The 13,326-nt window shown below is 62.1% G+C and carries 12 protein-coding genes; 7 read left to right on the top strand and 5 right to left on the bottom strand.

The features are described 5' to 3' along the window. Positions 1 to 74: 74 nt before the first annotated feature. Both RO069_RS08270 and RO069_RS08265 read right to left on the bottom strand, forming a co-directional pair. Complete coding sequence (locus RO069_RS08270; RefSeq protein WP_328186661.1) at positions 75 to 1,559, bottom strand: bifunctional 2-methylcitrate dehydratase/aconitate hydratase; 1,485 nt, start codon at positions 1,557 to 1,559, stop codon at positions 75 to 77. 128 nt (positions 1,560 to 1,687) lie between these two features. Then, complete coding sequence (locus RO069_RS08265) at positions 1,688 to 2,401, bottom strand: transglycosylase SLT domain-containing protein (RefSeq protein ID WP_328186659.1); 714 nt, start codon at positions 2,399 to 2,401, stop codon at positions 1,688 to 1,690. Positions 2,402 to 2,714: 313 nt separating this feature from the next. On the opposite strand from RO069_RS08265, the gene RO069_RS08260 reads away from it, so the two are divergent. Continuing rightward, on the top strand, positions 2,715 to 4,121 hold the full coding sequence (locus tag RO069_RS08260) for a condensation domain-containing protein (protein ID WP_328186657.1): 1,407 nt from the start codon (positions 2,715 to 2,717) through the stop codon (positions 4,119 to 4,121). Continuing rightward, positions 4,096 to 5,193: a TauD/TfdA family dioxygenase gene (locus tag RO069_RS08255; RefSeq protein ID WP_328186656.1), complete on the top strand. Its 1,098-nt coding sequence runs from the start codon at positions 4,096 to 4,098 to the stop codon at positions 5,191 to 5,193. Before RO069_RS08260 ends, RO069_RS08255 begins: the two co-directional genes overlap by 26 nt. Positions 5,194 to 5,279: 86 nt before the next feature. Here the strand turns inward: RO069_RS08255 and RO069_RS08250 are convergent, their stop codons facing one another. After that, positions 5,280 to 6,185 carry an alpha/beta hydrolase family esterase gene (locus tag RO069_RS08250; RefSeq protein ID WP_328186654.1) on the bottom strand — a complete coding sequence of 302 codons (906 nt, stop codon included), beginning with the start codon at positions 6,183 to 6,185 and terminating at the stop codon, positions 5,280 to 5,282. A gap of 287 nt (positions 6,186 to 6,472) precedes the next feature. Here RO069_RS08250 and RO069_RS08245 point away from each other — a divergent pair, with 287 nt between their 5' ends. Together RO069_RS08245 and RO069_RS08240 are read left to right on the top strand one after the other, a co-directional pair. Beyond that, positions 6,473 to 7,243, top strand: a complete 771-nt coding sequence (locus tag RO069_RS08245) for a hypothetical protein (RefSeq protein ID WP_328186652.1) — start codon at positions 6,473 to 6,475, stop codon at positions 7,241 to 7,243. A 75-nt stretch (positions 7,244 to 7,318) separates the two neighbouring features. Next, the gene (locus RO069_RS08240) at positions 7,319 to 7,744 is read left to right on the top strand and encodes a host attachment protein (RefSeq protein ID WP_328186651.1); all 426 of its coding nucleotides are present in this window, start codon (positions 7,319 to 7,321) and stop codon (positions 7,742 to 7,744) included. Between the two features lie 49 nt (positions 7,745 to 7,793). Here the strand turns inward: RO069_RS08240 and RO069_RS08235 are convergent, their stop codons facing one another. Beyond that, a complete protein-coding gene (locus tag RO069_RS08235) occupies positions 7,794 to 8,897 on the bottom strand; it encodes a DUF2855 family protein (RefSeq protein ID WP_328186649.1) in 1,104 nt (367 codons plus the stop codon). 126 nt (positions 8,898 to 9,023) lie between these two features. Between RO069_RS08235 and RO069_RS08230 the strand changes: the two genes are divergently transcribed. The 3 genes from RO069_RS08230 to RO069_RS08220 all read left to right on the top strand — a co-directional run bounded on the left by RO069_RS08230 (position 9,024) and on the right by RO069_RS08220 (position 11,232). Continuing rightward, positions 9,024 to 9,677, top strand: coding sequence for a TetR/AcrR family transcriptional regulator (locus RO069_RS08230; RefSeq protein ID WP_328186648.1), 654 nt, complete (start codon positions 9,024 to 9,026; stop codon positions 9,675 to 9,677). 218 nt (positions 9,678 to 9,895) lie between these two features. After that, entirely contained in the window at positions 9,896 to 10,861 is a 966-nt protein-coding gene (locus RO069_RS08225; protein ID WP_328186647.1) for a hypothetical protein, read from the top strand. A 194-nt stretch (positions 10,862 to 11,055) separates the two neighbouring features. Then, the gene (locus tag RO069_RS08220) at positions 11,056 to 11,232 is read left to right on the top strand and encodes a DUF2897 family protein (RefSeq protein ID WP_328186645.1); all 177 of its coding nucleotides are present in this window, start codon (positions 11,056 to 11,058) and stop codon (positions 11,230 to 11,232) included. Between the two features lie 52 nt (positions 11,233 to 11,284). Here the strand turns inward: RO069_RS08220 and RO069_RS08215 are convergent, their stop codons facing one another. Next, positions 11,285 to 13,303, bottom strand: a complete 2,019-nt coding sequence (locus RO069_RS08215; protein WP_328186643.1) for a carboxylesterase/lipase family protein — start codon at positions 13,301 to 13,303, stop codon at positions 11,285 to 11,287. Between the last annotated feature and the right edge of the window lie 23 nt (positions 13,304 to 13,326).

Below are 13,326 nucleotides of genomic sequence, written 5' to 3'. Positions count from 1 at the left end.
CCACCGCGCCTTGCTCTCAAGGCCCTCAGTGGCTCAGTAGGTTAACGAATTACCCGGACGGGACACTAGCCCCTTCAGATCACAAACAGGTCCATGAACGCTGGCACCGGGGTCTGCTCCAGGGATGGATGGTCGCCGCACAGGGACTCGATACGCCGGCAGGTCTGCCCCGGGAACCGGGTTGCCAGATTGCTGCGGAATTTCTCCTCCAGCAGGGGGATGCTTTCCTCCCGCCGACGGCGATGACCAATGGGATACTCGACGGCCACCCGTTCGGTGCTGCTACCATCCCTGAAGAACACCTGTATGGCATTGGCGATGGACCGTTTGTCCGGCTCCAGGTACTCGCGGCTGTATCGCTCATCCTCGGTTACCACCATGAGGTCCCGGATACGGTCAATCTCCGGATGGGCCTCATGGAATCCATCTTCGTAATGATCCGCCGTCAATTCGCCGAAAATCAGCGGCACCGCCGCCATGTACTGCAGGCAGTGGTCCCGGTCGGCGGCGTTGGCCAACCGGCCCTGCTTGGAAATAATGCGGATGGCGGATTCGTGGGTGGTCAGTTCGATCCGGTCAATATCGGCCAGCCGGTCCTTCACCTGTGGGTGGAGAATGACCGCCGCCTCGGCGGCGGTCTGGGCATGGAACTCGGCGGGGAAGGAAATCTTGAACAGGATGTTCTCCATCACATAGCTGCCAAAGGGCTGCGGCAGGGAGAACTGGCGCTGGTCCTCGGGTTTCAGGGCCTGATCCCGGTTGGTCTTGCTGAACAGCACGTCGTAGAAGCCCCATTGCGGTGCCGTCAGCACGCCAGGAATGCCCATCTCGCCCCGCATGGCGATATCCGCCAGCCGCACCGCCCGGGAGGTGGCATCGCCGGCCGCCCAGGACTTGCGGGAACCGGCATTGGGGGCATGGCGATAGGTGCGCAGTGACTGCCCGTCCACCCAGGCATGGGACAGGGCCGACAGCAACTGCTCGCGGCTGGCCCCCATCAGCCAGGCGGTCACCGCGGTGGAGGCCACCTTCACGAGAACCACATGATCCAGGCCCACCCGGTTGAAGGAGTTCTCCAGCGCCAGGATGCCCTGGATCTCATGGGCCTTGATCATGGCCTCCAGCACCGTTTTCATGGTCAGCGGCGACTGGCCGTTGGCCACCCGCCTGCGGGACAGGTGGTCGGCCACCGCCAGGATGCCCCCCAGGTTGTCGGATGGATGCCCCCACTCCGCCGCCAGCCAGGTGTCGTTGTAGTCGAGCCAGCGCACGATACAGCCGATATCCCAGGCCGCCTTGACCGGGTCCAGCTCGAAGGAGGTACCCGGCACCCGGGCGCCCTGGGGGACCACCGTACCCGGCACCAGCGGTCCCAGGTGCTTGGTGCATTCCGGATACCGGAGGGCCAGCAGCCCGCATCCGAGGGTATCCATCAGGCAGTGGCGGGCTGTGTTCCAGGCGTCGTCGCTGTCGATGGCGTAGTGCAGTACATAGTCGGCAATCTGTTTGAGCAGGTCGTCGTAATCAGGTCGTACATTCTGGTCAGCGTTTGCGCTCATGACTCCTCCCGGTGCAGGCTCAATGCATTCAATATGGGAAAGTCTAGCTCAGGCCGCAAGCACTGCCTTCGATGGTATATGGGTATAAATCGAACATTTCCTATACGGCCGCCCCGGCGAACGGAGCCTTAATTGGAGGCCAGCCGATAGCGTTCGTGCAGGATGCCAACCCGTTTCACATAGGCGCGGGTCTCGGCATACGGGGGGATACCGCCATGACGTCTGACCGCCCCCGGGCCAGCGTTATAGGCCGCCGTGGCCAGCCTGATGTCGCCATCATGCTGATCGATCATCCGGGCCAGGTAATGAACCCCGCCGCGAATGTTCTGCTCCGCATCCAGGGCGTCACTGACCCCCACGTCCCGGGCCGTGGCCGGCATCAGTTGCATCAGCCCCTGGGCGCCCTTGGAAGAGACCGCCTGGGGATTGAAGGCACTCTCGGCGTGGATAACCGCCTGTACCAGCGCCGGGTCCACCTCGAATTCCCGTGCGGTCTGTTCGATCGCCTCCTGGTAACGGCCCACAAATAGCGGCGTCTGGTGCCAGTTCACCCGGGAATCCGGTTTGCAGGCATAGCACTCGAACCGGATTACATCGTATTTACTGCCGTCGGGCCGTGCTTCGCTGAAGGTGACCACGCCGTTCTCATCGGTGAATTTGTACACCGTCTCATCACCGGTACTGGCCCGGGCCGACTGGCCCGACGGGGCATTGGTGAATTCCACCCGTCCATCGGAGTGAACGATACGACGCACGGAATCCGCCATCGCCGACGACCAGGGCAGGATCAGGGACAGACAGAAAATGGCACCGGTGGTCAGGGCTTTACCGGAAAAACGCATCCACACCTCATCAATAGTCAGCCACGCCACACACCGTTCGACATGGCCTGGAGATTAACGAAAGTATAGCGAAATCACCCGACTGAAACAGGAACCTGCCAACATTTCCGGAAGGCAGATGGCTGAATTGCCAATGCTTTTGTCCTTCCTCCTGCCCCATGCCCCGATCGCGGCTTTCCGCTGCATGGTCGACCAGGTCACATCAACCGAAAACAGCTCACAATTTCAGACTCTTAAGAGTATATAACGTGACCGGGCGGCTGCGTCGGGGCATGGTTTCCACACCAACGGAACTGGACCCGAGGCTTACCAAATGAATATGCCAATTTCCGTAACACCGGCTCCCAGGGGAACGGGCTACGGCGAGCAGCTATGGCTCCGCCTGAGCGAGGTTGCCTCCAACAATGCGTTGATTGTCTGCCGCCTGCAGGGGGAGATCGATCCCCAGCGGGTGGCCGAGGCTCTGCACCTGACCGCCAGCGCCCACCCCATGCTCCGGGCCAGGGTCAACCACCGGGGGCGAACACCGGAGTTTGTGTTCAGCCCCCTGCCCACCATGCCGTGGCGGGTGGTCACCCGGCTCTCGGAACAGCACTGGCAATCCCTGGTCCGGGAAGAGCTGGATGCCACGATCTCGCCGGATGACACCTCCCTCTGGCGGGCGACACTGGTCCACGGCTTTGACCGGTCGGAGCTGGTCATTACCTGCAATCATGCCATTACCGACGCCCTGTCACTGCAACTGATCGTGGATCAGGTGCTGAGGCTCTGTTCCGGTGAGGAGCCCCGTCCCGCCGTCCGCCCCCTGTGCCACAGCTACGAGCAATTCCTGGCCAGCTCCGGCCGGTTCAAGGTCGTGGCCAGGGGGCTGGCCTCAATGGCCCGTCAGGCACTGACCCCGGCGCCACCATCCTTCCGGACACCGGTGAACCCCGGCTATGTGTCCGGCGAGCCCCTGACCACCGGCTTCCGGCTGATGGAACTGGACCCGCACCGCAGCCGGGTCATCATCGAAACGGCCCGCCGGCAGAAACAGAGCCTGCACGGGGTCATCGCCGCCATCAGCCTGATGGCCTCCCGGCAGGCGCTCTCGGACCAGGACCAGGGGCCCCGCAGCATGTCCCTGAGCACCGCCGTCAACGTTCGCAGCAAGCTGACCGGCAGCTTCGACCAGGACATCGGCTACTTCGTCAGTGGCGTGGAGTCTCGCCTGTCCGTCAGCCCCGACACCAACCTATGGTCCCTGGCGGACAGGGCCAATCGGGATGTCCAGTCCCGTTACACCGCCGACCATATTGCCTTCGGGGTGTGGATGAAACAGTTGGCCCTGAGGCTAAGGCGCAAACCGGAGGCCCTGGTGGGAACCGCCGCGCGGATCGCCCGCACCAACCTGCATCTCACCAATCTCGGCCGGCTGATGATCCGACCGACTTACGGCAACATCAGGGTCCAATCCGCCTGCGTGATCCCCTCGGCCCACTTCCTGCCGATACCGGTGGTCTGCCTGGAAACCCATTTCTTCAACGACAAACTCCATTTCGGGTTTGTCTACCCGCAACCCATTACCGATCCGGCATTCGTGGACGCGCTCCATGCCGGGGTCGAACAACAGATCAGCCGGCTTGTCGCGCACTCTCCCGGCGTCGAACCCCGCGACAGCGCCATACGGATACCGACAACCAAAGGACCGCGTCATGCACAACCGGAACTCCACTCCTGACGGACTGGTCCGGGAGGATACCCACGATTTCGTTACCACCTACACGCCTTCCGGAGACAACAGCATCAACGCCCTGGGTCGGCTGCTCCGCGACAACCGGGACTACTTCCTGGACCATATCGCGGAGCGCGGCGTCCTCCTGTTCCGGGGGTTCCAGCCTCACAGCCACCAGCAGTTCCACGAGCTGGTCACCGGCAGCCTGGGCCTGGAAGTCTGGAACGGCTTCAACCTGAAAAAGACCCCCGGGATAGTGACCAGCTGGCTGAGGAAATACAGCGAAGGCCTGGTGGGCGGTGGTGATTACCGGCGCTACCTGGACAGGGACACGGTTCGCCTGGGCCCGGTGGAGTCCTCCATCCAGGGCCCTCACACCGAGGGAGGCGTACGGTCGGAACGCTCCCGCTATATCGCCCTGTGCTGTATTGAGCCCGCCCCCTACCTGGCGGAAACCGGCATGGCGGACCTCAACCAGGCCTACCTGGATCTGCCCACCGCCCTGCGGGCCCGGTTCCACACCGCCTGGAACCGCTTCAGCTACCGCTCGGCCCGGAAACTCAACCCGCTGGATCGCCTGGTCCTCAGGCTGAGTCCGTTCCAGGTCACCGAGCGGGAGGACGGGCTTGCCGACATGGCCCTGCCCCCCTGCCCGGCCACCTGCGCCGTGCCGGAGAACGGCAGGGTATGCCTCCAGCCCTGGGCTTTCGCCCGCAACACCAACCGACCGGTGCGGGATGCGGCCCGCGCGGTGTTTACCGGGCGGGGAGAGATCGGACTCGATTCCACCGCCGAGGGCATGGATCTCTCCTGGGGGTTATGCGATGACCAGGGCAACACGGTGCCCTGGACCGAGGACGAGCAGCGTCAGGTCTTCGAAGCCATCTTCCGCCGGGCCCGGCTGATGGCCTGGCAAAAAGGGGATATCGCCCTGGTGGACAATGTCCGTATTGGGCACTGGCGGATGAATGGTGAACAGGGCAACCGCAAGCTGGTGCAGATCCAGGCCACCGCCTTCAATGCGGAGCCCTACCATCCGGCCCGACTACCCATGGATCCGGAACTGGCGGGAGCCTGATTAACATCGGGGTATTCAGGAGCCACAAAAAACCCCCGCCGGGCAATGCCGTGGCGGGGGTCTCGTCATAATCAGCGGCCCGGCGATCAGGGCAGGCTGTGGTCCTTCAGGAAGTCCCAGCTCTGCTGCGCATCCCAGGCACTATGGCTACCGAAACGTGAGGTGCACAGCACCACCTCGGTGCCACCGTCACAGTTGCTGTAGGCTTCACAGCCATTGCCGATGCTCTGTGGGCTGCCGCTGCAGTTGTTCAGTTCGCCCCACTTCTCGAACGAGCCTTCGGCCCCCAGGAAGTGGATCGGGTCGAGATTGTAGGAAGTAGGTGGCGTGGAACGACCACCATCGTAGGGCACGATAAAGTCCAGCTGTCCCCGGTCGGCAAAGACCGACACCGGCCGCTGCGGCTCGCACTGCAACTCTTCGATCATGTCGAAGGCGGCTGGTGCAACCGCTGCAAACTGATCCTCCGCATCGCAGGCCAGCTTGTAGGACATACCACCGCCATTGGAATAGCCGGTGGCATAGACGCGCTTCTCGTCGACGCACGACTGGGCGCTGATCTCATCGACCACGGCACGGGCAAACGCCACATCGTCCACCTGACGGGACTCGGTACAGCAGGGGCCGATATTCCAGGCATTATCAATCCCCTGGGGATAGGCCACGATAAAGCCCTCGTCGTCGGCCACATCGGCGGTGCCGGAATTCTCGCTCTGGTAGTCCGCACCGGAACTCAGGGCATGGAAATCCAGCAGCAGGGGCACATCATTCTCCCCCGTGTAGCTGTCAGGCACGTGGAGGATATAGTCCCGGCGACGCCCATCAACCATGATGGAGCGATTGGTGGTGCCCGGTGACAACTGGTTGCTGTCGCAGGCGGCTCCCGGGTCGGGATCCGGGTCCGGTGTGCCACCGCCACCGCTTCCGATGGCGAACGCTGCCAGGGGAGTAGCCAGCAATGCCGGCAGGATATAGGCTCTTGTTTTCATCATTGTCAAAGCTCCGTTTCACTCGACGTCCGTATGATTGGCCGTACGGCTTTCCCGGCCTGCGGGAGGAACACTCGGACTGAATGTTCATTCCGGACACTAGTCGCCCAGGCACACTGAAACAATGGTGAAAAAATGAACTTTCGGAAAATTGTGATGGGCCTCTGGCCCGGAAAGCGCGTGAGAGATGCTCCGTGCCGGGTGACTGTTACTGGAGTAACCTTCCCGGTTCAGGAGTCACTGATATCGCGACGTCATCACACGATTCCGATACACCCAGGCGGATTGCCATGGATCGTTTTACCGAACGCATCAATACCATCATCGCGGACCGGGAACACGGCTCATCCACCCTTGTTCAGTGGATCATCGATGCCCTGGCTGACCGGGGTCCCGACACACCGTCCCTGGCCCAGCGGCGATGGGCGCTTGAGGCGCTGAGGACCATCGACCACTCCATGGTGGTGGTCCATCACCTCCTGGACACCCTGGGGACCGAACCGGGCGACGATTTCCAGGCCAGGCTGGACGACTATATCCACCGGTGGTCGGACATCCCCACCCGGGTGGCCCGCCAACTGCTCTCACTGGGCGACTGGAAGGGTGCCCGGGTCCTGTTGCACAGCCACAGCGGCATGTTGCTGTCCGCCATCGAGCAGGTGCACCAGGCCGAGCCGACCATACGCTTCTGTCAGACCCGTTCCCTGCCCGGGGGCGAGGGCACAACCCAGCACCGGTTCCTGCAGGATCGGGGAATCGCCTGCGAACTGGTGAATGACGGGGATGTCGCCAGACTGGCCCCATCCCTGTACGCCGCCTGGCTGGGAGTGGACCAGTACGATGACCGCTGTTTCGTCAACAAGGTTGGCAGCAGGCGGATAGCCAAGGCCCTGCTGGCCGCCGGGAAACCGGTATACGTACTCGGTGACTCACGCAAACGGGTCCGGCAGGTAGCCTATTCCGGGGAACTCTTCGAAGCCGTTCCCTTTGCGGAGGGCCTTCATCTGGTGACCGAAGACGGCGTCCAGCCAACGGTATCGGGAGCACACAATTTCTCGTAACATCACAAATAGCGCTGATTTGATCCATACTCACGTCATGAGCCGAACTCACCCACCAACGACGTGGAGGACGCAATGGAAAAGATCTGGATTCTGGTCGCCGACAGTGCCCACGCACGGATCCTGGCTACCACGGCCCGCACGGCCGTACCTACCGAAGTTACCCGACTGGAGCACCCCGAGAGTCGGCTCAAGGAAAGTGAACTGGTAGCGGACCAGCCCGGTCGCTCCCGGGAATCCCTGGCGCAGGGCCATGCCATGTCGGAAGCCAGCGCTACCGTCCAGGAGGAAGCCGCGTTTGCCGGGGAACTGGTCCAGACCCTGGAGAAGGCCCGACAGGAAGGCCGCTTCAGCGACCTGATCCTGGTGGCCAGCCCTCACTTCCTGGGCGTTATCCGCCAGAAGCTCAACGGTCCCCTGGAAAAGTCGGTGATCCAGAGCGTCAGCAAGAACCTGGTGAACGAGAGCGAAAGCGTTATCCACCAGAACATCTTCAACTGACGGTTCCTCTGGAAGGCCCTGCCCTGGCAGGGCCTTCCCCTACCGGTATCTACAGGACAACAACGTGGCCCTTGACCGGATCAACCCGGCCATCCACCAGTGATTGGATCAGTGTCTGCGCGGCTTCCAGCCCCTGGTGTTCCTCAACCGTGAGCCAGGGCGAATCTGGCTGCTGGACACGGTCGATAAAGGCCAGCTGGGCCTCGTTGAACCGGCGAGTCACCTCCGCCGGACCCCAGTCCGCATTACGCTTGCGAATCTGGTCCGGGGCGAAATAGCGCCGGGGCGCTGGCCCTGGAAGCGTCCATTCCGCCTCGTTGATATGTTCGTGATTGTGGGCGGAACCGGCATAACAGTTGTGGACCAGTTGCTCTGTCAGGTGGTGGTGGATGGTGGCCCTGACCCCGTCATTGCCCGAAAAGTCCACATACATAGTCGGCACCGACGGATCGAGACCGGTGATACCGTCATAGCCCACCACCTGGTCGTAGCAGCCCAGACCTTCCACAAAGGCCTTGTTGGACGCTGAGGTCAGCCCCACCACGTCCAGATCGTCGCGATCCTGTAGGCAGAACACGGTGCCATAGGCGGTCTTGCTGGAGGCGCTGGAAATCACCACGCGACGGGCACCGAAGAATCCGTTGTCCTCCAGGTAATCCGCCAGCATGAACGAAGTGATGAACAGTGGCCGCAACAGCATCTGGTAGTCCTCGTTCTCCGGACGATAGGCCGCATCGGTATGCACCCGCTGGTACTGGTTGTAGGCCGAGACCAGCTCCAGGCGGTAGTCACGGCCATCGTAGAACCCCCGCTGGCTGACACGGACCGGATCCACCACCACATGGGTGGCGATGGGCCAGAAGCCATAGAAGCGCTCGCCCGGCTCCACCCCTTCCACGGTGGACTCCACCACCTCCGCGAACCCCCAGGCCGGCATCTGCCCCCAGCCCTGATCCGCCACCGGATAGTAGTCCCAGTAGCGCAGGTGGGGCGTGTGGCCAAAGGCGGCATAGGTGATATTGTTGGTGGTCACCGCCAGGCGGTGAATCCGCATCAGGGCCTGTCCGTCCGCCAGCGGCGGAACCTGCTCGTTGATGAGCTTGGAGACGCCCAGTGCCTGTTGGTCAGTCACCAGTCGGGTGATGTCTGTCATGCGCCTGATCCTCGTAAAAGGTTTACCATGGGTGTTACCGGGAGGCTGTCGATGCCACCCGGTTGCACACGTTCTGTTTCAGGATCATTGTATCCAGCGCCCGAAGACAGGTGGTTCGGAATACCCATGACCAAGCCCCAGGCTGCCGATAGCCCCCGCAACAAGCCGCTCAAGCGGCCGAGACAGGCCCGTGCCCGGTTCACGGTACAGGCCATTTACGACGCCTATGTTCGGATTTGGCAACGCGACGGCTGGGACCAGCTCACCACCCGCAAGGTGGCCCTTGAGACCGGCATCGCGGTGGGCACCTTCTATGACTATTTCCCCAGCAAGGAGGCGCTGCACTCGGGTTATGTCCGCCATTGCATCGAGGAACTGCTCCAGCGGATCGAGGAACGGGTGATCACCCCGGATAACCTGGACTGGCGTCAGCGGCTACGGGGGCTGATCCGCCACCTGGCGGGGCTGGAGTCGGACCGGACCTGGTTCTCCCCGGACATGATGCGACTGGAGCCGATTGTGGCGGACCCCAGGCACCAGCAACGGGCCTACGATGAGCTGCTGGGCATCTGGCACCGGACGCTGGCGGCCTGCCCTGACCTTTCCCCCGGGCCATCCGCCGAGACCGTGGAGGCCCTTCACCTGGCGGTATGGGGTGGCCGGCGCTACGCCCTCCATGTGCATCTGGACGTGGCCCGGGTGGAATCCTGGGCCACGGAGATGGAACGGTTCTGCGCCCTGGCCCTGTCGACACCGGCAGTGGAGGAACCCCGGGGCTGATCTGTCATGCCCTGGTCCGGTCGTTCATGGGCCATTTTCAGCATCTCGCCTGTCTCTCCGGAAGCCAAGCTGGTACGCCAGCCCTTTGGCGGCCGCCTTTCCTTGCCACGTCATCCCCGGGGTGCATCGAATTTACATCTGAGATTCCTCTTTTAATTGACACTACATGAACTTTCTGCAACCTTCTCCCACTCAATAATCAAGGAGGTACCGTTTCAATGAGTGATGCAGTCAAAACCCCGTCAGGAAGCAACAAAGGGAAAATCGCCATCGCGATCGTCGTGATCCTGGCCGCCCTCTACGTCGCCGTATCCAGGTTCATCAATTCCCAGGCGGAAGCCAAGGTCGTGGAAGCGATCGAAACCATCGAAGAGGAAAGCGATGGCGATGCTGTGATCACCTATGACAGTATCGATTCCTCCCTGTTCTCAAGCTCCGCCACCCTTAACGGTGTGCAGGTAAGCAGCAAGTCGGAAGGCGATATTTTCAAGGCTGACAACATCACCGTTGTCATGGAAGGCTATACGGAAAACGAGCGTCTGCCGGACAACTTCAGCCTGTCCGTCGAGAACCTGCAAATCCTTAACGAGGAGCTGCTGACCGAAATGTCCAGCTTTGCCGAGGTCGACTACCGCGAGCACCCCATGGATTTCCAGTTCGGCTATGACGTTGACAGCGGCAACGGCGAGCTGGCCTCCAACCTGACCTGGTCCACCGAGGGCCTGAGCAGCCTGAACCATGAGATGACCCTGTCGGATGTTTCCGGTGGCTGGGAAGCGGTACAGGCTGCCTATAAAGAAAACAGCGGCAGCACCGACTTCACCCCTGCCCAGCAACAGGCCATCCAGGCCGAGCTCCAGAGTGTCCGCTTCAACCACACCCAACTTCGCTATGAGAACGAGGGTGAAGTGGAACTGATGATGGAAGCGGTAGCCAGGAACAACGGCGTGACCGCGGACCAACTCAAGGCCCAGATCCTGGCCGGTATGGAACAACAGCTTGGTGATTCCGACGTGGCTGGGGAGATCCGCGCCTTTATCGAAAACCCCGAGCAGCTCCTGGTGACCATCGAGCCGGAAGAGCCCCTCAGCATGGAGGAGCTGACCCAGGTCAGTATGATGTTGATGATGGGCGCCACCGCCGACGCCACCAAAGTGTTGGGGCTGACCGTCGACGCCAACTGACCGCCGCCTGTAGCCGGTCCGGGTAACCGGGACTGGCCTCCGGATTTGCGGCGACTGAGTCTCTCCCTGAGAAACCAAGGGGCTGTTCGGTAGTCAGCCCCTCCCTTCCCGACCGACCTCTCCCGGCACTGGCATATCCCCCAAACCTGGTTCACCATAAACACCTATTTCATGGATAATCAGGAACCCGGTATATGCCAACGATAGGCTGGATATTCCTCCTGCTCGCCCTGGCACTGGTTGTCGGCAGCCTGCTGATGCTCAGGGACAGTGCCAACATGCCCATCTCGAAAGAGAAGATGGCCAGGATCAAGAAGCAGAAGGCAGAGAACGAGGAACAGGACCGCAAGGACGATAAGGGCGGCTGGTAGCCCAGCCGCCCTGACACGGGGTCCGGCTAATGCCCCGGGCCCCGGCCATCCCTTATTCCAGCGCCGACTCCAGCCCGGTTTCGGCGGCAGCGGCACTGCTTGGGCCGATGTGCATAAAGGCATCATTGAAACCGGTATAGGCCGGCCACGCCAGACTGCCCGTACTCGGGTCGCCGGTCCTGGCGAAATTCGTCCAGAAGGTCATGGTCAGATCGGAAATCGCCACATCATCCGCACCGTATCGCATCGATGCAAAGACATCCGCCGCATCCCCTTCGGTGCCTGACACTCCGTTTCCATTGAGATCGCCGATGTCCGGTTGCGCCCCCTCCGGGGTCAGCACCAGGCCCAACAAGTAATTCTGGACCATGCCGGCTGGATAATTGAATACGTAGGGCAACTCACAACCGTGACAGCTACGCAGCCCCAGCGCGTTCCAGCCATCAGGCACCCGACTGAATACGTAGACAAACTGGTCGGACTCGTAGGCGGCAGAGCGCTGGTCCAGCCAGATCGGCAGGGCCTCCCGCAGACTGTCATAGTCACCATTGGTGGCGCCGGCCATCAGCGGTACGTCACTGGGCATCCCCTCCTGCACATTCTGGTAATAGGTCCTGGTCTGGTAGTGGTTGTCCACGTTGGGCCGGTAGGTCTGGCGCGGGATATTATTGTCCAGGTCCGCCTGGGTAATCTCGGTCCAGGACAGGGCCCGCGCCTCTTCCAGGGTGCTTACCCCAAGCCGCTCGAACAACGCGGTTCCAATAGCCTCGGCTTCCGCCAGCGAGTCCTCGGCGGTTCTGTCCTCATCCATTGGGGCAAAACCGCTCTGCACGATGGCCTTGTGAAACAGGCCCGTCGCCTGGGGTGAGTTCATCAGGGAATATACCTTGCCGCCACCACCGGACTGGCCGAAGATCGTGACGTTGTCGGGGTCACCACCAAAGGCCTCGATGTTGTCCTGGATCCACTGCAATGCCAGCACCAGGTCCATCTGGCCATAATTGCCCGAGCCGTCATAGCCACTTTCTTCGGTCAGCAGGGGATGGGCGATATAGCCAAATGGCCCCAGCCGATGGTTGACGGTCACCAGGACCACGCCCCTGGCAGGCAGGCTTTCCGGGTTGTTGTACTGCATGGAGTTTCCGGAGAGGATGGAGAACGACCCGCCATGGAACCAGACCATCACGGGCAGATCCTCCGCCTCCTTGGGTGTGGTGACATTCAGGTAGAGGGAGTCTTCGCTCATGCCACCCTCATTCACCGATTCCAGGGTCGGGTTCTGGGCCGACTGGTCCGCCCAGGCCGTGGCCTGACGGACACCTTCCCAGGGCTCCGCCGGCTCCGGCGGACGCCAGCGAAGCTCCCCGACCGGCGGCTTCCCGTAAGGCACCCCAAGAAACTGCCAGGTGTCCTCGCTGGACTCAAAACCCCGTAGGTCGCCCCCGGTGATGGCCACCGTGACGCCTTCACTGCGACCACGCTGGAAGTGTTGCGTTGCACCCGCCACGTCACGGGCCTCCCGCGGACGGGGATCCAGGTCGGTGAACCCGCCGCTGTCCTCCAAGGCCGTCAGGACCGGGGCCAGGCCGCTCCGGAAGTCCTCCGGCGCCTGGCCAAAGTCGATCAAGCCAGCATCGGCCGATACCTGGTCACGGATGGCATCGGTGATCTGGATGCCGTTGTTCAGGTCACCGTCGGCATCCAGACTCTGCAACAGGATCAGCCGGTTGACGACCCCGGGATCATCCACAGAACCGGCGCCACTGGTGATCGTCAGGGGCGTCACCACCTCTGCCCCTTCAGTCGACCCCAGTTCCAGTTCGCCGATGGCAAAGGTAATGGTCTCCCCCGGCTGGTACTGGAATTCGCCCTTTTCGTTGGTGCGTCCGGCGGACGTATCCGGGCCGCTATAATCCAGCCCGGCCACCGGGCTGTCCACAAAGGTGCCGGTACGGGCGTCGTCCGAAGAACTGCCGCCGCCATCGCCACCACAGCCGGTGAGCGCTATTGGCGACGCCACCACGGCCATCAGGAAAGTCCGCCACGCCCGGGGCCCGGTTGGAACACTCATCACTACCTCCACGAAACGTTTTC

This window comes from Marinobacter sp. OP 3.4, assembly GCF_036224885.1.
Taxonomy (GTDB): domain Bacteria; phylum Pseudomonadota; class Gammaproteobacteria; order Pseudomonadales; family Oleiphilaceae; genus Marinobacter.
Note: the sequence above shows the minus strand (reverse complement) of the source record. Positions and strands in the feature narration are given on the sequence as shown.